The organism is Arthrobacter sp. IK3, assembly GCF_051337705.1.
Lineage (GTDB): Bacteria > Actinomycetota > Actinomycetes > Actinomycetales > Micrococcaceae > Arthrobacter_B > Arthrobacter_B koreensis.
On sequence record NZ_JBPPSW010000004.1, the window covers coordinates 280248 to 300338 of the forward strand.

Here is a 20091-nt window from a genome sequence, read left to right on the forward strand (position 1 = left end):
GACGGCTTAGCCAAGCCGGACGCTGCAACCGGGACGGGCACATGATTGTTCTTACGCGACTGAACGACGCTCAGTTTGCGATCAACCCTGACCTGATTGAACGCATCCACGCCAATCCGGACACCACCTTGGTGATGGTGGACGGAGCCAAGTACATCGTCACGGAGTCCATGGATGAAGTGATCGCCCTCATAGCCCAGTTCCGGGCAAGGGTGATCTCCATGGCACGCGACATCCCGCAGATACCGCTGCGGCCGGGAACAGGGCTTGGGCTGGTTCCCGATGCGGGCGCCGGGGGGACGCCGGAAGCGAGCAGTACCAAGACCGTGCCCCTTCGTCCGAGGAACAAATAATGGATCCGGCAACAATCATCGGCCTAGTGCTGGCCTTCGGGTCGCTGTATGCAATGATCACCCTCGAAGGTGCCCACCTCAGCGCCCTGCTGCTGCCCGCCCCCATGATCCTGGTCTTTGGAGCCACCATCGCCGTCGGCCTGGCCGGGGGCACGCTGAAGGACTTCATCTTTTCCTTCAAGGCACTGCCCCGGGCGTTCATGGGCAAGAAACCCAATCCGCAGGAAACCATCGACAATGTGGTGGAGCTGGCCGAAAAGGCACGTTCCGAGGGCCTGCTGTCCCTTGAACAAAACGCCGCTGAAGTCGATGACCCCTTCCTGAAAGTGGCGCTGCAGAACATTGCCGACGGCACCGACGGCGAAGACCTGCGGATCCTGCTCGAAGACGAGATCAACACCAAGGCCTCCAGCGACAAGGTCGCCATCAAGTTCTTCAACAGCCTGGGCGGCTACGCGCCGACCATCGGCATCATCGGCACCGTCGTTTCACTGACGCACGTGCTGGAGAACCTCTCCACTCCGGACACTCTGGGCCCCATGATCGCCACCGCCTTCGTTGCCACCCTCTGGGGCCTGCTCTCGGCCAACTTCATCTGGCTGCCCATCAGTGCGCGCCTCAAGCGGCTCAGCGACCTTGAAGTGGAACAGATGACCCTGCTCATGGAAGGCGTCCTCGCCCTCCAGGCCGGAAGCCAGCCGCGCCTGCTCGGAGAGCGGCTGCGGGCCATGGTTCCGGCCCATGAACTGACGCCCACGGCGCGCGAGACCAGCGACGCAGCATGAGTGCCCCACGCCGCCGCAAGCGCCGGGACGAGGAAGAGAACCACCCGGACGAGCGCTGGATGGCTTCCTACATGGACATGGTCACCGTCCTGATGTGCATGTTCATTGTGCTCTTCGCGATGTCCACCGTGGACCAGGCCAAGTTCGAGCAGCTCAAGGCATCCCTGGCCACCGGCTTCGGCCAGGTTGAAACGAATACCGTTGACACGGCCAAGGGCGTGGTGGTGCCCCCTGCCATGGTTGAGAGCGAGGAAGTCCTGGACCCCGACGCGGACCTCGCCATGCTGGCTGCCATGGAAGTCCAGGACCTCACCGCACTGCGGGACCGCCTGCAGGGCGGCCTGGAAGACAAGGGGCTGCAGGACGACGTCCGCTTCGAAATCGACGAACGCGGCCTGACAATCCGTTTGGTCAGCTCCGAAATGTTCTTCGAACCCGACCTCGCAGACCTCACTGCGGAAGCACGCGACGTCCTGAACGTCATTGGCCCCATCCTGCAGCCCACCGCGTACGACCTCTCCGTCGAGGGCCACACGGCACAGGTGCGCCAGTACACCGATACCGCCCTGGACTGGGAGCTGTCCTCCTCCAGGTCGGTGAACGTGCTGCGCTACCTCATGGAGCCCGGCGGCATCGACTACAGCAGGATCAAGGCAGTTGGCTACGGCGAATCGCGGCCGCTGAACGCCGGCACCACACCGGCTGAACTGGCGCAGAACCGGCGTGTGGACATCGTGGTGCTATCCGGCCAGTCGGAGGCCGTCCGGCAGCTGATGCCCGCCGTCGTCAACGGCGAGATCACGTTCCCCGCGAAGCCGCAATCGCCCGCCGGTGAAGACGAGCCGGAGAAGGAAGTTCTGCCCGCTTCGAACCACTAACCAAGCAGTCCCCGCGGCCGATAGTTCCCTGCGTGACGGTCCAGCAAGATGTATCCCTTGGCATGCCCCCAAAAGCCCAGCGGCAGGTTGAAGCCTATGATTTCCGGCGGCCGACCACGCTTGCCCGCGAGCATGCCCGAGTCCTGGAAATGGCCTTTGATACCTTCGGCCGCCAGTGGGGCACGCAGCTGACGGCGAAGGTCCGCGTCCTTTCCCAGGTCACCTCCGAACAGGTCCAGACCATGACGTACGACGAGTACGTCGCCTCCCTCCCCGAAGACACCGGCATGGTGCTGTTCTCCATGCCGAACATTTCCGCCAAAGCGGTCATCCAGTTCCCCATGGCAGCTGCCCTGTCCTGGGTGCGGCACATGCTCGGCGGCACCGGCAACCAGCCGGCCCCGGAACGCAAGCTCACCCACATTGAACAGGCCCTGCTGAGCCGGATCATGGATGAGGCCCTCGAAGATCTCCACTACGCGCTGGGCAGCCTGCTAGCGGCGCCGCTCTCCCCGTCTTCCATCCAGTACAACTCGCAGTTCGCGCAGGCCGCCGGCTCCACGGTGCCCATGATCGTGGCCCGCTTCGAGATGGTGGTGGGGGACGCCGCCGCTCCGGCCACCGTCGCCCTTCCCGCCGAAGCGATCCTGCCGCAGCTGGGCCCGGTGCGGCCGAATCTTTCCGACGCCACCCCCGCCGAACTGGTCACCGAGCAGCTGGCCAACCTGCCCGTGGACGTGTCCCTGCAGCTGAACCCCATCCGGGTGAAACCCGGCCTGGTGCTTGACCTCGCCGTGGGAGACGTCCTGAACCTTGACCATCCGCAGCACCGACCCCTGAATGTCACAGTCGACGGCCAGACGCTGGCCCAAGCCGCGGTGGGGGCCAGCGGCTCCCGTCTGGCCGGAGTGATCGTAAGCACCGAGGAGAACATCTGATGAGCACCACCCTGGCCCAGCACGCCGAAGCCGCAGCAGCCCTGGTAGGACTGCTGCCCACCCCCGCACCGCTGCAGCCCGCCCCACATTCCCAGCTGGGCCTGCCGCTGGAACAGATGTCCCAGGCTGTCACCGCTTCCTTCGTGGGGTCCGTCTCCGCGGACCTGGCCGTCGTCCTGCTCTCCGGTGCCAGCGTCCTGGACGCCGCCGGATCGGATTCGCCCGCGGTCTCCACCGCTGATGTCCTCCGCCCGGCCCTGGAAGCCGCGAGTGCCACCCTCGGCGCCGGAGTGCTCGGCGATGCACGCACCGAAGACGCATCCGCGCTCTTCGGGCACATGGAAACCTCCGTCTTCGAACTGCGCGGCCCCGAGGGCACCGCAGGCTGGTTCGCCGTTCGCATGCGTTCCGGCGGCCAGGGCAGCACCGCCGCCCAGTCCGTCGTGGGCAAGCTGGGCCGCATCAACAACGTTGAGATGGCGCTGACCGTGGAGATCGGACGGACCCGCATGGCCGTGCGTGACGTGCTGAACCTGGAACCGGGCCGCGTCGTGGAGCTGGACCGTTCCGCCGGTGCGCCCGCTGACATCCTGCTCAACGGGCGGATGATCGCCCACGGTGAGATCGTCGTCGTGGACCAGGACTACGCAGTCCGCATCACCAAGATCCTGGACGTAGCCGAGGGTCTGGGCTAAATGGACGATTCCGCAGTCATGGCGCTGCGGGTCCTGGTATCGCTCGGTGTGGTCCTGGGGCTCCTGTGGTGGCTCCAGCGCCGCCTGATCCGGGGACGCGTTTCCGCCGGCGCCGAAGCACCCATCCGGGTCATCAGCCGGCAGGCGATCAGCCCCAAGGCCTCCGTCGTCGTCCTGGAAACCGGAGGCCAGCGCTTCCTGCTGGGCGTCACCGAAGCGAACGTCAACGTGCTCCACACCTCAGAGGCGGAACCCGCCCCGGACGCCGGCTTCGCCGCTTCCCTCCAGGACGCTGCCACAACTGCCGGCAGCCAGGCGGGAACGGACGACGGCGGCCTGCCGCGCCGCCGTGATACCCGCCGCGCTGCGCCGGGTAGTGGAACCTCCGTGCTCAACGGCTCCATCCTGTCCCCGGACACCTGGCGGCAGAGTGCCGCGTTCATCCGCCGCGGACGGCCGGACTGATGGCTGTCATCCTCTCTTCGGTTTCCCCGCAGTGCGTTTCCGCCGGGGCACCTTCGCGGCCGGGAGTTCGCAGGTTCCTGCTTGCCGCCCTGCTGGTCCTTGCCGCCACCCTGGCCCTGATGCTCGCTGGCACCGCTGCGGGCCACGCCACCACCTTCGACCCGGTGGCACCGGCAGACCCTGCGGCGCCCACCCAGCCGGGTGATCCCGAGGAGACCGGCGGGTTCTCCGTGGACATCAACGGTGTGGACGGAACCCCCTCCACCGCCGTCGTCACGCTGATCGGTATCACCCTGCTGTCCGTTGCACCGGCGCTGCTGCTGATGATGACGTCTTTCACTAAGATCTTCGTGGTGCTGGCCATGACCCGGAACGCCCTTTCGCTTCCGTCCATCCCGCCCAACCAGGTGCTGGCGGGACTGGCCCTCTTCCTGTCGCTGTTCATCATGGCGCCGGTGCTGACCGAGATTAACAACCTTGCGGTCCAGCCCTATCTGGAAGGCGAATTCACCTTCACGGAAGCGCTGAATACTGGCGCCGGTCCGCTCCAGCAGTTCATGCTCGCGCACACCCGGGAAGAGGACATTGCGCTGATGACCCGGGCCGCGGGCCAGCCGAACCCGGAAAGCCCCGAGACTGTCCCGCTGCTGACGCTGATCCCGGCGTTCATGATTTCGGAGCTGCGGGCGGCGTTCATCATCGGGTTCGTGATCTTCATTCCGTTCCTGGTCATCGACTTGGTGGTCTCCGCCGCGCTGATGTCCATGGGCATGATGATGCTCCCGCCGGTCATGATCTCGCTGCCGTTCAAGATCCTGCTCTTCGTCCTGGTGGACGGCTGGGGCCTGATCATCACCTCGCTGGTGAACAGCTACCAGGGCGGTGGCTGATGGATACAAGCGCTGTCCTGGACATCGGCCTCCAGGGACTCTGGGTCGCGGCGAAACTCGCAGCCCCGGTACTGCTGACCGCCTTGACGGTCGGTTTCGCCATCTCCCTGCTGCAGTCGATTACCCAGATCCAGGAAATCACGCTCTCCTTCGTTCCGAAGGCGATTGCCGTGTGCATCGCGCTGCTGGTCTGCGGGCATTGGATGATCACCGAAATGATCACCTTCACGCAGCAGCTGTTCGAGAAAATCCCGTCCCTGCTCGGCGGGGGATGACATGTCCATCACCCTCGACCAGGCCTGGCTGGAAGCGGTGATGCTGGCCGGCGTTCGGATGGTGGCCTTCCTGGTCATCGCGCCGCCGTTCTCCTACAACGCGTTTCCGGCCCGGGTAAAGGCGATGCTCGCCATCGGCCTCGCTCTGGCGGTTGCCCCGCAGGTCTCCGAAGGATATTCGAGCCTGGGAACAGCGGCGTTCATCACCGGCCTGGTGCTGGAATTCCTGGTGGGTGCGGTGCTGGGCTTCCTGGTGCTGCTGGTGTTCTCCGCCGTGCAGTCGGCGGGCCAGCTGATCGACCTGTTCGGCGGTTTCTCCCTTGCCCAGGGCTTCGATCCGCAGTCCATGGTCAACGGCGCCCAGTTCACCCGGCTCTTCCAGATCACCGCCCTGGCGCTCCTGTTCGCCTCCGACGGCTACCAGATGATCATCTCCGGGCTAGCCCGCAGTTTCACTGCGCTGCCGCTGGCCGGCGGAATCGACCTGGCCGAACCGGTGCAGGCCATGATCACCGGAGTGACGCAGATGTTCATCGCTGCGGTGCAGATCGCCGGCCCGCTGCTGGTGGTGCTGTTCCTCGCGGATGCCGGTCTTGGCCTGCTGACCCGCGTCGCCCCGGCACTGAACGCCTTCGCCCTTGGCTTCCCGCTGAAGATCCTGCTGACCCTGACACTCGCGTCCGTAGTGTTCGTGGCGCTTCCCCGCGTGGTGTCGGTGCTGGTGGACCAGATAGTGCGCACGCTGGCGGGGATGGGCTAAATGGCGGAACAGGACTCCGGGGAGCGGTCAGAAGCCGCCACCCCAAAACGGATGAAGGAAGTCCGGGAAAAAGGACAACTTTCCCGGTCTGACGATCTCACCGCCTGGGTGGGCGTCGGCGCCGCTGCGGCGATGATGCCGGCGACCATCAGCCGCGGTGCGGACAAAGGCGCTGAAAGCCTCATCCGCGTTGACTCGCTGGCGTCCAACCCCAGTCCCGAGGCCGCGCTGCGCATGTTCGAGCAGGGGGTTGGCGGACTGGGTTATGTGATGGGCCCGATGCTCGCCGTAGTAGTGGTGGCCGTGCTCGCCACCGCTGCCCTGCAGGGCGGCATCCACTTCAAGAAGTTCAAGGGCAAGTACGAGCAATTTGACCTGGTCAAGGGAACCAAACGGGTTTTCGGCGGCCAGGCTATCTGGAATGGCGTGAAGGCACTGCTGAAGACCGCCGTGGTGGGCCTGGTGCTCTACGCAGTCATCCAGAACCTGATGCCTGCCCTGATGACCGCTGGAGGCATGTCCATCAGCGCCTTGGTGGCTGAGGCCGGCGGTGGAGTTGCCACCCTGCTGCAGTTCGCCGTGGCGGCCGGCCTGGCCCTCGCTGCTGCGGACATCATGATGGTGATGCGCCGCAACCGCAAACGGACCCGCATGACCAAAAAAGAGGTCAAGGATGAGAACAAGAACACCGACGGCGATCCGCTGATCAAGTCGCAGCGGCGTTCCCGCCAGCTGGCCATGAGCCGGAACCGCATGATGGCCGCAGTGGGGGACTCCGACGTCGTGCTCCTGAACCCCACCCACGTGGCCGTCGCCCTGAAATACGAGCCGGGCAAGTCCGCGCCGCGCGTGGTGGCCAAGGGCTCAGGAACGATTGCCGCGCGGATCCGCGAGGAAGCCGAAGCGAAGGGCGTGCCCATGGTGCGCGACGTTCCGCTGGCCCGCGCCCTCCACTCGGCCTGTGAACTGGGGCAGGAAATCCCGGTGGAGCTCTACAACGCCGTGGCCCGCGTCCTTGCGTTCGTCATGGCCCTGAAAAACCGCGGCGCCGCCGCCGGGGTGCACACGATGGCCCCCGACCCCTCAGCTACCGTCCCCGCTTCCGCTCCACAACACCGTAAGGCAGCGCCGTGAACCGCAACCTCCTGAAGCTCACCATCCCCGTGGGCGTGATCGGAATTATCCTGCTGCTGGTGGTCCCCGTGCCCGCCGGCCTCCTGGACTTCCTGATCATCATCAACATCCTGCTGGCACTGGTGATCCTGCTGACCACCATGTTCGTGAAGAAGCCGCTGGACTTCTCCGTGTTCCCCTCCATGCTGCTGGTCGCCACCCTCTTCCGGCTGGGACTGAACGTTGCCTCAACCCGCCTCGTGCTCGGCGACGGGTACGCCGGGCAGGTCATCGAGGCTTTCGGGCACGTGGCCGTGGGCGGCTCCCTGATCATCGGCGCGGTGATCTTCCTGATCCTGGTGGTGATCCAGTTCGTGGTGGTCACCAAGGGCGCCGAGCGTGTGGCCGAAGTCGGCGCGCGCTTCACCCTGGACGCCATGCCCGGCAAGCAGATGGCCATCGACGCGGACCTCAATGCCGGCCTGATCACGGACATCCAGGCGCGTGAACGCCGTGCCGAGGTCTCCGCGGAGGCGGACTTCTACGGTGCCATGGACGGTGCGTCCAAGTTCGTGAAGGGTGATGCGATCGCCGGCCTGATCATCATCATCATCAATATTGTGGGCGGCATCGCGATCGGTATGCTGCAGCGCGGCATGTCCGCCGGCGAAGCCATTGACACGTACACGCTGCTGACCATCGGCGACGGTCTGGTCACCCAGATCCCGGCCCTGCTCATGGCCGTTTCCACCGGCATGATCGTCACCCGGTCCAACGCCGAATCGGACATGGCGTCAACGGCGTCTGCCGAGCTCAGCCAGTCACGGAACGCGCTGATGATCGCAGGTGCCGCGGCGATTGTGATGGCTCTGATCCCGGGTATGCCGAAGATCCCGTTCATTGTCATTGGCGCACTCCTCATCTTCGCCAGCCAGCGGGTCAAGGCACGCCAGGCCGCGGAAGAAGCCGCGGCGGCGGACCCGGTGGCGCAGCTGACCGCGGCACCTGCCTCGGACACCACCGAGGACCTGATCGAACAAATGCGTGTCCATGCCCTGGAAGTGATGCTTTCCCCGGACCTGGTGGACATTGTCACCGGCGGCTCGGACGACCTCCTGGCCCGTGTCCGGGCGCTGCGCCGGAAGATCGCCCTGGAGCTCGGCATTGTGGTTCCGCCGGTACGGACCCGGGACAGCGTGGACCTGCCCGCGTCCACCTATGTGATCCGGATTGCCGGCGTCGAGGCAGGCCGCGGCGAGGCACCGGCCGGCAAGGTGCTGGCGCTGGGCGATTTCCTGGACGGGCTCCCCGGCACCGCCACGGTGGAACCGGTCTTCGGACTTTCCGGAAAGTGGGTTCCCACCGAAATGCGCCACGCCGCGGAGATGGCCGGCGCTACGGTGATCGACCGGGTATCCGTCCTGGTCACCCACCTCTCCGCAATCATCACCGCCAACGCCGCCCGGCTGCTCACCCGGGAAGACGTGCGGGTGCTCACCGAAGGCGTCAAGCAGGTCAGCCCCTCCGCAGTGGATGAACTGGTTCCGAACGTGCTCTCCCTGGCCGAGGTGCAGCGCGTGCTGCAGGGCCTGCTCGCGGAGCAGATCCCCATCAATGACCTGCCGCGCATCTACGAGTCGCTGCTCTTGAGGGCCAAGACGTCGCCGGATCCCGAAGGCCTCATTGAGGCAGCCCGGCAGGCCCTTGGACCGGCCCTGGCAGCCCAGTACGTGGAGTCCGGAGTCCTGCGCGTGATCATGATCGACCCTTCCCTGGAACAGGCCATGCTGGAGAGCCTGCGTCCCTCGGACCAGGGCACGCAGATCCTGCTGGACCCTGCCCGGATCGAAAGCATCATAGGATCACTTAAGTCCACTGTGGCCGCAGTGGAGAACGCGGGCCACACCGCGGTCCTGGTATGCGCGCCCGCGCTGCGGCCGGCCATCCGGCGGCTTGTTTCGGCGCAGGCCAACGGACTTCCGGTGCTCTCCTACCAGGAGGCCACCGCCGCGAACGTGAACATTGAAACAGTAGGAGTGCTCCGTGGAACCGAGACGATTTCAGCTTGAGGGCCCGTCCCTTGACGCGCTGAAAGCGCAGGTCCTTGCAGAGCACGGGCCGCGGGCCCGGATCATCGCCGCCGAAAAGGTAACCGTGGGCGGCATCGGTGGGTTCCTGGCACGCCACCACTACGAGGTGACGGTGGAGCTCCCACCGCGGGGGCGCCGCGCTGCCCCGGTGGATGCGGACCTGCCCAGCCGTGCCGGAATCGGTGCGCTGCTGGCCCGTGCGGAGGAGGCCGAAGGCGGATACCGTCCGTCCGTTCCGGCCCTGCCGGACGTCTCCACCGGCACGAACGCCTTCGCCGAGCTGATGGCGGACCTGTCGCAGAACACGGGCGCGCCCACCCGTCCTCCGGAAAGCGTGCCGGTTCCTGCAGCCTTCCCCCAGCTCGCTTCCGGGGCCGGGGCAGGCTACCCGGCGCCGCGCCAGGAAGTTCCGGCTCCACTAGGCGGAGCGGGAGACCTGGTGATCGTCGTAGGCCTGGGACAGGACCCCTTGCTGGTGTGCGAGTCCATGGCGGCGGCGGCCGGGTTCAGCGCCCAGGCACTGCGGGCAGCCGGAGCGGTCGACGGTTCGGGTGTGGGGCGCGCGGGGGACCGCCGCGCCGTCGCGACCGCCAGGGCAGCGGGAGTGCTCGCCGGACACCCCATCTTCCTCGCGTACGGGATTGGCCGGGGCGTCAGCGAAATCGGCAGGCACACCACCTTGATTTCTGCCCTCGCCCCGGACCAGCTGTGGGTTGCCGTCGACGCCGGGCGGAAGGCCGAGGACACCGCGGCGTGGGTGGGAGAGATCCGCGCTGCGTCAGTGGTTGACGCAGTCGCCGTGGAAGGGCTGGAGGGAACGGCCACGCCGCAGACCGTCAACGCCCTGGGGCTGCCGGTGGGCTGGCTCGACGGCGCCGCCTCCGGATCAGCGGTCCTGTGACGATTCGGCTGCCGGCCCTGCGCCACAACAATAGTGCCGGGTGTGCTTGCGATAGAGTGAATAAATGCTCGTGCTAACGCGGAAATCAGGAGAGCAGATCCTGATAGGTGATGACATTGTCATTACCGTGCTCGATTCGCGCGGGGACGGCGTCCGAATTGGAATTGATGCCCCCCGCGGCGTGAAGATCCAGCGCAACGAAGTTGTCCGCGCTGTCGAGGAAGCGAACGTAGCTGCCGCCGCTGCAGGCCCCGAGGACGAAGAGCGGATCAAGAACCTGCTTGGTTTGCGCCGGCCCGAGGCCGACTAGCCGCTTTACGCCGCCCGGTCAGAAAAACCCTCCCGGTGCCTTTGCGCGCCCGCACAAGCCCTAAAGGCCTTTAAAGGCCAAACCCCGGCAACCATTGGGGTGGAAGCCGGGGCCGCGAGCCAAGCGCTTTCCGCGGACGGGCGGTTGGCGCACCACATGCAACTGTGTGGCTCGTTTGGTGCAGTAATTACTTGGGATACATACTGCAGTTTTTCTTGGGGGGAAAACTTAGCTGCCTGAACGGACCTTCGTTCCGAAGAGGCGGATGGTGCGGCGGGCGGGAGCTGCCATCCGGGTCCGGGAACCGGCTACGTGGCGCTCAGCCTGGCCCTTGTCGGTGCGGGTGCCGTAGTAGTCCTGCAGCACGCGGCGCTCGTGGGCGGAGCAGCGGACTCCGGGGTAGCGGTAGCCGCGGATTACCCAGTAGCCGGTCTTGTCCGTGGGGCGCTTATCATTGGCCCATTCTGGGACCAGCCGGCGGCCGCATTCGGCGCAGAGACCGGCAACGTGGCTGTCGCGCTGGACATCCGTGTAGCGCTTTACCAAAACGTCGGTGCCTGCGTTCCATGCGTTCACGTGCTAACCCCCAATTAGTCTTCGTTTGCTGATGGGTAAGACGATATAGGCGCTCCCCGAAACAAACGCTCAAGTTCGGCGCGCAGAAACCGCAATGTTTCCCCAAGATTTTCCTTGCGTGAATCTTGAGCTTGGACGCGGTCTTGAGGAAGCAAAAAGCGGCGGTTTCCCCAAGGGAACCGCCGCTTTCGTGCGGAGGCTAGAACGGATACGGTGCGATTTCCGGGCGCATGGTGAGCCACTGGATTTCCGTAAAGGACTCCAGGTTGGCCGCGGCGCCGCCAATGCGTCCGCCGTTGCCGGAATCCTTCACGCCGCCAAACGGGGCGTTGGACTCGTCATTGACGGTCTGTTCGTTGATGTGGACCTTGCCGGACTCCACCCGGTCCGCAATGTCCATGGCCATGCCCACGTCGCCGAGGATGGAGAGGGAAAGCCCGTACTCGCTGTCATTGGCCAGTTCAACTGCTTCATCAACGGTGCTGAACTTCATCACGGGGGCAACGGGGCCGAATATTTCCTGCCGCCAGGCGGGATTCTCCGGCGTGACGTCCGCCAGCACGGTGGGGCGGTAGAACAGGGCGTCGCTGGTTCCTCCGGCGGCCAGGCGGGCGCCCGCGGCCACGGCGTCCTGCACAATGCCGTCGATCTTCTTCAGCTGGTTTTCGTCGATGATCGGACCCAGCGCCACGTTTCCGGCGGCCGGATCGCCAACGGGCAGGTGGGCGGCCTTCTCCGCCAGGGCCTCGACATACTGCTCGTAAATGTCCTCGTGCACAATATGACGGCCGGTCGTCATGCAGATCTGGCCCTGGTGCATGAACGAACCGAAGGCAGCAGCCGAGGCAGCCTTGGCCAAGTCGGCGCCGGGGAGCACGATCATGGCGTTGTTTCCGCCAAGTTCAAGGTGTGCCCGCTTGAGCAGGCGGCCCGCGGACTCGGCGATCTTGCGGCCTGCGCCGGTGGAACCGGTGAAGGCGATGACCCGGACTTCCGGTGCCTCAACCACGGCGGCACCAATTTCCGCACCCCCGGGCAGCAGGGACAGCAGGCCGGCGGGCAGGCCCGCCTCTTCGAAGACGCGCATAAGGGCGACGCCGCCGCACACCGCCGTGCGGGGGTCCGGCTTGAGCAGGACGGCGTTTCCAAGCGCCAGCGCGGGGGCTACGGCGCGGATGGAGAGGATGACAGGGAAGTTGAACGGTGCGATCACCGAGACGACGCCGGCGGGACGGCGGCGCGAGAAGGACCAGCGCTGTTCGTTGGTTGCCAGCACTTCACCGGCCGGGTGGGACGGCAGGGCCGAGGCGTCGTAGCACTCGTTTGCTGCGCTGTGGGTTTCCAGGCCTGCCTTGGGCGGGATGCTGCCTGCCTCGCGGGTGATCCATCCGCCGAGTTCTTCGGCATGCTCTTCCCAGAGGGCGCCCGCGCGGCGCAGGACTGCAGCGCGTTCCTCCGGCTTTCGGGCGGCCCATTCCTTCTGTGCTGCCGCGGCGGTGCGTGCAGCCTCGAGGACGTCTTCGACGGAGGCAACCCCGTAGCTGCCCAGTGTCTTTCCGGTGGCGGGTTCAACGGCATCCGCGGAACCCGCTCCGCCTTCGCGCCAGCCGTTGACGTAAATCTTGTCCGTCCAGATGGACGGGTCGAGCAAAGCCATGTGCGTTCCTAGCTTTCGGGATATTGAGTCCCTCAAGTATCCCAGACCGCGAACCCGGACTGGGCGGGGCAGCAGGCCGGTCAGCGGCCGCTTTGCACGCTGTTCCGGCGGTCGGTGAGGGCGCGCCTGAGCATGCGGATCAGGCCAATCAGGCCGAAAACAATTGGCATGACGGCGATGATGCCCGCTACCGGGTCCTTCACGAAGGTCAGGATGCAGACACCGAAGAAAATGTGCAGGAAGTAGCCGGCTGCCTGGGCGGTGCGGGAATGCGTCCGGAGCGCTTTGCGAAAGAAGGTGATGACGGCCCCCGGGAAGTGAATAGCTGAAACTGCAGAGAAGCCCCCGGAACCGCTGCTGGTTCCGGGGGCTTCGAAAGTGGAGCCTCCTGCCAGAATCGAACTGGCGACCTTCTCATTACGAGTGAGACGCTCTACCAACTGAGCTAAGGAGGCGGGCTTCCTCCAACCGGTCAACGGCCAGAATCCACAAGGAATTACTTTATACGGCGCGGGCAGCGCGGTCAAAAGCGCGGGCCCGTACCCGGCGTTGCCGGACCTGCGCCCCGCACTGCCGGCGGTTCTTTAGGAGCAGACGAGGCCGTCCTCGGGCACGGTTCCGTCGATAAAGTAGTCGTCCACGGCGTCCGCGATGCACTGGTTCCCGCGGCCGTACGCGGTGTGGCCTTCGGCTTCCCAGGTCACCAGAACAGCGGAATCCAGCTGGCGGGCCAGGGCCTGGGACCATTCGTACGGAGTGGCGGGGTCACCGGTGGTGCCCACCACCACAATCGGATCTGCGCCCTCGGCGGCGAACGGGCGGGGCTCGCTAACCGGTTCGTAGGGCCACGATTCACACGTCACGCCGCCGTAGGCGAGGAAGCGGCCCAGGGTGGGGGAGGCCTCCTCGAGCTCTGCGGCGTCGGCTGCCATCTGTACGGGATCCGTTTCCATGGGATAGTCCAGGCAGTTCACTGCGCTGAAGACCTCATAGGAGTTGGACTCGTAGCTTCCGTCCTCGTTCCGTTCCGCGCCCAGGTCCGCCAGCATCAGCATGGTCGTGGGGTCGCCGCGGAGCGCTGAACTCAGCGCCTGGGTGAGCGCGGGCCAGTTGGCGTCGTTGTAGAGCGGCAGGATGAACCCGCTGATGAACACGGAGGCGGTGACCAGCCGGCCGTCCGCGGCCGTGAGGGGGCTGCTCTCGACGGACGCGATGAGGTCACGGATCGTCTGGATACCATCATCCACCGAGCCCTTCAGCGGACAGTTGGAGGAGCTTTGGCAGTCCTGGACGTAGGCGCGGATCGCCTTCTCGAACGCGCGGGCCTGGCCTAGGGTGACCTCCTCGTTGCTGGCAGCCGGATCGAGCCCTCCGTCCAGCACCATGCGGCCAACCTTCTCCGGGAACAGCTCGGCGTACGTGGCTCCCAGGAAAGTGCCGTAGGAGAAGCCGAGGTAATTCAGTTTCCGGTCCCCTGCAACGGCGCGCAGGATATCCAGGTCCCGGGCCGCGCTTTCGGTGTCCACAAAGCCAAGCAGCTCCCCGGACGACTCGGCACAGGCGCTGGCATACTCGGCGGCACTCGCCCTGGCTTCCTCCAGTCCGGCTTCGGTCGACGGGTCAAGGACCTGCGTCCGTGCCTGGTCAACTTCCTCATCACTGAGGCAGTCCACCGGGGTGGAGCGGCCGACGCCGCGGGGATCGAAGCCCAGGATGTTGTATTCGCCGCGCAGCCGGTCAGTTGTCACTCCCTGCAGGGAGTCCCGCACGGTGGCGTAACCCGAACCGCCCGGGCCGCCGGGGTTCACCAGGACAGTTCCCTCCGGAGAACCCCCGGCCTCGGACAGGATCACGCTCAGCTCGATGCTGCGTTTTCCCGGATCGTCATAATCCAGCGGAACGTCAATGGTGGCGCAGAGGAAATCTCCCTCGCAGGATTCCCAGACGACTTCCTGCTCGTAGAACTCCCTCAAATTCCCGGGTACGTCGCCGATCACTTCCGGTGCGGCGCTCTGCGTCCCCTTGGATGGAGCATCGGTTTTCCCGGGCGTGCACGCAACCAGGCCGGCGACCATCAGTGCGGCGGCCGCCGCTGCACAGGCACGGCGCACGGAACGGCTCCCGGCCCGGGATCGGCGTCGTTCAAGGGTCATTGCGGCGGCTCCTGGTCCGGGTGCGTCGAGTGGGGTGTGGTTCGCGGGCTTCACAGAAGGCTGACAGCCATTGCCTCGATGGCGAGCAGCGGGGCGACGTTGGTGGTGACCAGACGCCGTCGCACCTCGTTGATTTCCTCCATGCGGGACAGGATGGCCTCCGGCGTGGTGCGGCCGGCAAAGGCCTCCAGCTCGGCGCGCAGGGATTCATTCACCAGGTCCGTGCCGGAGTCCAGCGCGAGCACCAGCGCGTCACGGTAGAAAGAGAGGAGATCGGTCAGGGCGCGGTCAAAGTAGTCGTTCTTGGAGCGCTTGGCCCGGCGCAGCTGGTCTTCTTCAAGGCGTTTGACCTGGCTGCGCATCGACGGCGGCAGGGTTCCGGATTCGGGAGCGCCCAGGGAAGCCAGCAGGGCGGCCTTCTCCTCGGCGTCGCGTGCCTCAAAGGAGCTGGCGGCTTCCGCCTCGGCCAGCGCCACCAAGTCAGCCGCGGCCTTCATGGCCCCGGAAACACTTCGCAGGGACAACGGCAGTCGAACGATCTTTTCCCGCCGCTGCCGCGCTCCTTCATCGGTGGCCAGCCGCTTGGCGACCCCCACATGGCTCTGCGCGGAGCGGGCAGCGTCAGCGGCTACCTCCGGATCGATTCCGTCCCGGCGCACCAGCAGTTCGGCGACGTCCTGCACCGGAGGCAACCGGAGGCCCACCGGCCGGCACCGGGAGCGGATGGTTACCAGCACATCGCCCGGGCTCGGGGCGCACAGCAGCCAGATGGTGCGCGGCGGCGGTTCCTCAATCGCCTTGAGAAGCACATTGGTGCTGCGTTCCTGCATACGGTCCGCGTCTTCCACAATCAGGACCCGCCAGCGGCCGGTGGAAGGCTTGTCCTGCGCTTTCTTGACCAGCTCGCGCGCTTCTTCAATGCTGATGGTGACCTTCTCCGTGGTCACCGAGGACACATCGGCGTGCGAACCGGACATTGCGGTTCGGCAGGAATGGCATACGCCGCAGCCGCGCAGGTCCGGATCGGGTACTTCGCACAGCAGTGCGGCGGCGAAGGCGCGGGCAGCATTGGACCGGCCGGAACCGGGCGGGCCGGTGAACAGCCAGGCATGCGTGGGACGCTCCTGTGCGGCGGCGCGGCGCAGCTGCCCGACTACCGGCGCCTGGCCCTGGAGGTCTTCCCAGACACTCATGGGAGCAGCTCCTCCACCCGGGCGAGGACCGTCTGCGCCAGCTCCGGCACGGGTGCAGCGGCGTCCAGGACCAGATAGCGGCGGGGGGAGTCCTCGGCCAGGGCAAGGAATGCGGAGCGGATGCTGCCGTGGAAGCTGTCGGGTTCAGATTCGAGCCGGTCCTCGGCTCCGTCCGCTGCGGTGCGGCGGCTGCGGCCGGCTTCCGGATCAACGTCCAGCAGGACGGTGAGGTCCGGTACCAGGCCGCCGGTGGCCCACTCGTTGACGGAGCGGACCTCATCCGTGCCGAGGTTCCGTCCAGCTCCCTGGTAGGCAACAGAGGAATCGATGTAGCGGTCACAGACAACGACGTCGCCGCGGTCCAGGGCCGGGTGGATCACCTGTTCAACGTGGGCCGCACGGGATGCCGCGAAGATCAGGGCCTCGGTGCGCGCATCGATCTGGCCGTGGCCGTGTTCAAGGACCAGTGAGCGCAGCTTCTCACCGACGGGTGTGCCGCCCGGTTCGCGGGTGCGGACAACAGTGCGTCCGGCGTCCTGCAGGGCTTGGGTGAGCAGAGCCGCCTGGGTCGACTTGCCCGCGCCGTCGCCGCCCTCGAAAGCGATGAAAAGTCCGGTGCGGGGTTCAGAAATACTCACCCGCCTAGACTACCCAGTCATGCTGGGAAACTGCTGCGGCGTTCGGCTGGCCCGCTGTGGCGGGCATCGGGCGGTTCCCGTCTGCGGGTGTGACGGATTGGTGAAGGAACATGACAGCCGTGCCCCCGCGTGGAGAGCTCAGGCATGGCCCGCGGTCTAGGCTGAAACCCATGAGCACAGCAACCGGACACGGGCACGCCGCAGGACAGCTATCGGTGGAAACCACCGTGGTCTCCGCCGGGCGGCCCGAACGCGCCGCGGATTCCGCCGTCAACCCGCCGATCGTCCTGACCTCAACCTTTCTGGGAACCCGGGAGACCAGGGACGGGGACCGGGTTTACGGCCGCTACTCCAACCCCACCTGGGACCCGTTCGAAGAAGCCCTCGGCGCGCTCGAAAGCGCCGAGCTGCCGGCACTGGTCTTCTCCTCCGGTCTCGCGGCCGTCATAGCCGCCATGTCCCTCATCCCGGCCGGAGGCACGCTGGTGATGCCCCGGCACAGTTACCAGGGTTCGCTCCTGCTCGCTGCCGGAGACGCCCGCGACGGCCGTATCAATGTGCGTACCGTGGACATTGCGGACACCGCGGAAGTCATCGCGGCGCTCGACGGCGCTGCCATGCTCTGGCTGGAAAGCCCCACCAACCCCATGCTCGAGGTAGCCGAACTCGCCGTCCTGGCGGACGCCGCGCACCAGGCCGGGGCCCTGGTGGTCGTGGACAACACGTTTTCCACGCCCCTGGTGACGCGCCCGCTGGAGCTCGGAGCCGACGTCGTAGTCCATTCGGTGACGAAGTACCTTTCGGGGCACTCGGACGTCATCCTCGGGGCCACCGTGACCTCAGACCCGGAGCTGCGTGCCCGGCTGCTCACCTACCGGTCCCTGCACGGAGCCGTTGGCGGTCCGTTCGAGGTGTGGCTGGCCCTGCGCGGGCTGCGCACGCTGGCCCTGCGGGTGCAGCGGTCGATGGAATCGGCAATGGACCTCGCCGCCCGGCTGGCATCCCACCCCGGTGTGGAAGCGGTCCGCTATCCCGGACTGCCGCAGGACCCGGGCCATGCCCGCGCCGCTGCGCAGATGGACGGTTTCGGCTCGATTGTCTGCATTGAGGTGGCCGGCGGAGCCGAGGCCGCTGACGCCGTCACGGAGAAGGTTGGACTCTGGCTGCCGGCCACGTCGCTGGGCGGGGTTGAATCGCTGATCGAGCGGCGCCGGCGCCAGCCCTCGGAGCCGGTTTCGGTTCCGGAGAACCTGCTGCGGCTCTCGGTCGGAATCGAAAACGTCGAGGACCTCTGGAAGGACCTCGACCAGGCGCTTCCACGGTAGGGTGGTCCCGTGGCACTTGTTGAATTGTTGCGGGACCTTATCTACCTGGCGCTGGGTATCGTGGCGCTGGGCATTGAGCTGTGGGCGTTTGCCGACTGCGCCCGGCGCAAGCCCGCGGAGTTCGAACGTGCCTACAAGCGCACCAAGGGATTCTGGCTGGGCCTGACCGGCGGTGCTGCCGCCGTCGGCCTGCTGTCCCTGCTGCTCTTCGGCCCGCTGGCGCTGCTCCTCTTTGAACTGGCCGCCGTCGTAGCCGCCTCCGTCTACCTGGCAGACGTGCGTCCGGCGCTTAACGAGTCCAAGGGACGCGGCGGAGCCTACGGTTCCTGGTAGCGCACCGCGCTCCTAGTCCCCGGCACGTGACGGTGCCACGGCGTCCCAGGCGACGGTGATTTCTCCCAGGCGCCACCGCGCAGGCCCGGTTAGCAGCGGCCAGCCTTCACTGCGCAGCGTGCGGCACATCGTGATCCAGCGCTGCCGGTTACCGTAGGAGGCCATTGGTGCGGCGGCCGTCCAGGCCTTGTCCATCGCCTGAAGGAACGCGTGCACGCGCTCCCCGGGAACGTTCCGGTGGATCAGTGCCTTGGGAAGCCGCTCCGCGACGTCGGACGGCAGGTCAAAGGCGCCGAAACGCAGCGAGATGCTCAGGGACACCGGCCCGTGGGGCTCCAGGACCACCCACGTGGAGCGGCGGCCAATTTCGTCACACGTCCCGTCGATGAAGATCCCGCCGTCCGCGAGCCGGCTGCAAACCATGTCCCAGTGGGCGGCGTACTCGTCCTCCCCGTACTGCCGCAGGACGTTGAAGGCCCGCACCATCACCGGACGCCTACCGCCCAGCGGCAGCTCGAACCCGCCCTGCCGGAAGCTGAGCCCCTGGCGTTCCAGCGGTTTGGCAGCCCGCACCCGCTCCGGGTCGATTTCGATGCCCACCACGCTGACGTCTGCCCGCACCCCGCTGATCCTTGAGTGCAGCTCCACGGCGGTGACCGGTGCTGCGCCGTAGCCCAGGTCAATCACCAACGGGTCCTCCGCCCTGCGCAGGCGCCACCCCTCGGGACCGGAAAGCCATCGGTCAACCCGTCGGAGCCTGTTGGGGTTTGTAGTGCCCCGGGTCACATTTCCTACGGGTTTTGAGGGGATTTTCACCAAACAAGGTTACCGGCCGGAGCCCGGTGCTCCTGACCACGGCCGGCCCGCAGTGAAAGAAGCGTTCTCCGCCCGTTGTTTACGCACCGCCCTGCCATGTGCCCTTGCTCTGCGGCTACGATGCTTTTATGACCTACAAAGTGATCCTTCTGCGCCACGGGCAGAGTGAATGGAATGAAAAGAACCTCTTCACCGGCTGGGTGGATGTGGATCTCACGGACCTGGGCCGGGCCGAGGCACTGCGTGCCGGAGAGCTGCTGGTGGAGAACGAAGTCCTTCCCGACATCCTCTACACCTCGAGGCTGCAGCGGGCCATCAACACGGCCAACCTGGCCCTGGGCGAAGCCGACCGCATCTGGATCGACGTCAAGCGCAGCTGGCGCCTGAACGAACGCCATTACGGCGCACTGCAGGGCAAGGACAAGGCCCAGACCCTGGCCGAGTACGGTGAAGAGCAGTTCATGCTCTGGCGCCGTTCATATGACACCCCGCCGCCGCCCCTGCCGGACGACAGCGAGTTTTCCCAGGCGCATGACGCCCGGTACGCGGACCTGGGCGATGACGAACTGCCCCGCACTGAGTGCCTGAAGGACGTCCTGGAACGCTTCCTGCCGTACTGGGAGAACGAAATTTCCCAGGACATCAAGTCCGGCAAGACCGTGATGATCGCTGCCCACGGCAACTCGCTGCGTGCACTGGTCAAGCACCTGGACGGGATTTCCGACGCCGACATCGCCGCAGTGAACATCCCCACCGGCATCCCGCTGGTCTACGAACTCGACGAAGACCTCAAGCCGGTCAAGGCCGGCGGCACCTACCTGGATCCGGAAGCCGCAGCCGCGTCCATCCAGGCCGTCGCCAACCAGGGCAAGCAGAAGCAGTAGCCCGCACCCCATCGAGATGACAGAAACTGCCCGTATGAACGCTCATACGGGCAGTTTCTGTCA

Annotated in this window: 23 protein-coding genes and 1 tRNA gene; 16 read left to right on the forward strand and 8 right to left on the reverse strand. The window is 66.2% G+C overall.

What is annotated here, in order from left to right; all coding sequences use genetic code 11:
- The first annotated feature begins 41 nt into the window (after positions 1 to 41).
- The 13 genes from ACSLGO_RS07675 (at position 42) to csrA (ending at position 10453) form a co-directional block, all read left to right on the forward strand.
- A complete protein-coding gene (locus tag ACSLGO_RS07675; RefSeq protein WP_091608073.1) occupies positions 42 to 353 on the forward strand; it encodes a flagellar FlbD family protein in 312 nt (103 codons plus the stop codon).
- Complete coding sequence (locus ACSLGO_RS07680) at positions 353 to 1138, forward strand: motility protein A (RefSeq protein WP_091608071.1); 786 nt, start codon at positions 353 to 355, stop codon at positions 1136 to 1138. The genes ACSLGO_RS07675 and ACSLGO_RS07680 overlap by 1 nt, the downstream gene beginning before the upstream one ends.
- A complete protein-coding gene (locus ACSLGO_RS07685) occupies positions 1135 to 2016 on the forward strand; it encodes an OmpA/MotB family protein (RefSeq protein WP_387006860.1) in 882 nt (293 codons plus the stop codon). The genes ACSLGO_RS07680 and ACSLGO_RS07685 overlap by 4 nt, the downstream gene beginning before the upstream one ends.
- 32 nt (positions 2017 to 2048) lie before the next feature.
- Positions 2049 to 2954: a flagellar motor switch protein FliM gene (locus tag ACSLGO_RS07690; RefSeq protein WP_226802544.1), complete on the forward strand. Its 906-nt coding sequence runs from the start codon at positions 2049 to 2051 to the stop codon at positions 2952 to 2954.
- Positions 2954 to 3649: a flagellar motor switch protein FliN gene (gene fliN, locus ACSLGO_RS07695; protein WP_091608065.1), complete on the forward strand. Its 696-nt coding sequence runs from the start codon at positions 2954 to 2956 to the stop codon at positions 3647 to 3649. Before ACSLGO_RS07690 ends, fliN begins: the two co-directional genes overlap by 1 nt.
- Positions 3650 to 4114, forward strand: coding sequence for a FliO/MopB family protein (locus tag ACSLGO_RS07700; protein WP_091608062.1), 465 nt, complete (start codon positions 3650 to 3652; stop codon positions 4112 to 4114).
- Entirely contained in the window at positions 4114 to 5004 is an 891-nt protein-coding gene (fliP, locus tag ACSLGO_RS07705; protein WP_255300599.1) for a flagellar type III secretion system pore protein FliP, read from the forward strand. The genes ACSLGO_RS07700 and fliP overlap by 1 nt, the downstream gene beginning before the upstream one ends.
- Positions 5004 to 5279: a flagellar biosynthesis protein FliQ gene (gene fliQ, locus ACSLGO_RS07710; protein ID WP_091608059.1), complete on the forward strand. Its 276-nt coding sequence runs from the start codon at positions 5004 to 5006 to the stop codon at positions 5277 to 5279. Before fliP ends, fliQ begins: the two co-directional genes overlap by 1 nt.
- Before the next feature lies 1 nt (position 5280).
- Complete coding sequence (locus ACSLGO_RS07715) at positions 5281 to 6039, forward strand: flagellar biosynthetic protein FliR (RefSeq protein ID WP_377956202.1); 759 nt, start codon at positions 5281 to 5283, stop codon at positions 6037 to 6039.
- Positions 6040 to 7173: an EscU/YscU/HrcU family type III secretion system export apparatus switch protein gene (locus ACSLGO_RS07720; protein WP_263128237.1), complete on the forward strand. Its 1134-nt coding sequence runs from the start codon at positions 6040 to 6042 to the stop codon at positions 7171 to 7173.
- Entirely contained in the window at positions 7170 to 9221 is a 2052-nt protein-coding gene (locus ACSLGO_RS07725) for a flagellar biosynthesis protein FlhA (protein ID WP_387006865.1), read from the forward strand. The genes ACSLGO_RS07720 and ACSLGO_RS07725 overlap by 4 nt, the downstream gene beginning before the upstream one ends.
- Positions 9196 to 10143 carry a hypothetical protein gene (locus tag ACSLGO_RS07730; protein ID WP_433122848.1) on the forward strand — a complete coding sequence of 316 codons (948 nt, stop codon included), beginning with the start codon at positions 9196 to 9198 and terminating at the stop codon, positions 10141 to 10143. The genes ACSLGO_RS07725 and ACSLGO_RS07730 overlap by 26 nt, the downstream gene beginning before the upstream one ends.
- Positions 10144 to 10207: 64 nt before the next feature.
- On the forward strand, positions 10208 to 10453 hold the full coding sequence (gene csrA, locus ACSLGO_RS07735) for a carbon storage regulator CsrA (protein WP_091608046.1): 246 nt from the start codon (positions 10208 to 10210) through the stop codon (positions 10451 to 10453).
- Between the two features lie 228 nt (positions 10454 to 10681).
- Here csrA and ACSLGO_RS07740 read toward each other — a convergent pair whose 3' ends face one another.
- From ACSLGO_RS07740 to tmk, 7 genes are all read right to left on the reverse strand, one after another.
- A complete protein-coding gene (locus ACSLGO_RS07740; protein WP_091608043.1) occupies positions 10682 to 11029 on the reverse strand; it encodes a hypothetical protein in 348 nt (115 codons plus the stop codon).
- Positions 11030 to 11228: 199 nt separating this feature from the next.
- On the reverse strand, positions 11229 to 12686 hold the full coding sequence (locus ACSLGO_RS07745; protein ID WP_433122851.1) for an aldehyde dehydrogenase family protein: 1458 nt from the start codon (positions 12684 to 12686) through the stop codon (positions 11229 to 11231).
- A gap of 80 nt (positions 12687 to 12766) precedes the next feature.
- Positions 12767 to 12889, reverse strand: coding sequence for a hypothetical protein (locus tag ACSLGO_RS07750; protein WP_255300598.1), 123 nt, complete (start codon positions 12887 to 12889; stop codon positions 12767 to 12769).
- 176 nt (positions 12890 to 13065) lie between these two features.
- Positions 13066 to 13141, reverse strand: a tRNA-Thr gene (locus ACSLGO_RS07755).
- A 129-nt stretch (positions 13142 to 13270) separates the two neighbouring features.
- Positions 13271 to 14839, reverse strand: coding sequence for an alpha/beta hydrolase (locus ACSLGO_RS07760; protein ID WP_263128239.1), 1569 nt, complete (start codon positions 14837 to 14839; stop codon positions 13271 to 13273).
- 50 nt (positions 14840 to 14889) lie between these two features.
- A complete protein-coding gene (locus ACSLGO_RS07765) occupies positions 14890 to 16032 on the reverse strand; it encodes a DNA polymerase III subunit delta' (protein ID WP_386887943.1) in 1143 nt (380 codons plus the stop codon).
- Positions 16029 to 16664 carry a dTMP kinase gene (gene tmk / locus ACSLGO_RS07770; RefSeq protein WP_436400840.1) on the reverse strand — a complete coding sequence of 212 codons (636 nt, stop codon included), beginning with the start codon at positions 16662 to 16664 and terminating at the stop codon, positions 16029 to 16031. Before tmk ends, ACSLGO_RS07765 begins: the two co-directional genes overlap by 4 nt.
- A 176-nt stretch (positions 16665 to 16840) precedes the next feature.
- Here tmk and ACSLGO_RS07775 point away from each other — a divergent pair, with 176 nt between their 5' ends.
- Together ACSLGO_RS07775 and ACSLGO_RS07780 are read left to right on the forward strand one after the other, a co-directional pair.
- On the forward strand, positions 16841 to 17995 hold the full coding sequence (locus ACSLGO_RS07775) for a trans-sulfuration enzyme family protein (protein ID WP_091608032.1): 1155 nt from the start codon (positions 16841 to 16843) through the stop codon (positions 17993 to 17995).
- A 9-nt stretch (positions 17996 to 18004) separates the two neighbouring features.
- The gene (locus ACSLGO_RS07780; protein ID WP_091608029.1) at positions 18005 to 18328 is read left to right on the forward strand and encodes a DUF2516 family protein; all 324 of its coding nucleotides are present in this window, start codon (positions 18005 to 18007) and stop codon (positions 18326 to 18328) included.
- A 12-nt stretch (positions 18329 to 18340) separates the two neighbouring features.
- Here ACSLGO_RS07780 and ACSLGO_RS07785 read toward each other — a convergent pair whose 3' ends face one another.
- Positions 18341 to 19114 (reverse strand): class I SAM-dependent methyltransferase, encoded by a 774-nt coding sequence (locus ACSLGO_RS07785; protein WP_433122854.1) that lies wholly within the window; start codon positions 19112 to 19114, stop codon positions 18341 to 18343.
- A gap of 158 nt (positions 19115 to 19272) precedes the next feature.
- Here ACSLGO_RS07785 and ACSLGO_RS07790 point away from each other — a divergent pair, with 158 nt between their 5' ends.
- Positions 19273 to 20028: a phosphoglyceromutase gene (locus ACSLGO_RS07790; protein ID WP_091608023.1), complete on the forward strand. Its 756-nt coding sequence runs from the start codon at positions 19273 to 19275 to the stop codon at positions 20026 to 20028.
- Positions 20029 to 20091 lie beyond the last annotated feature (63 nt).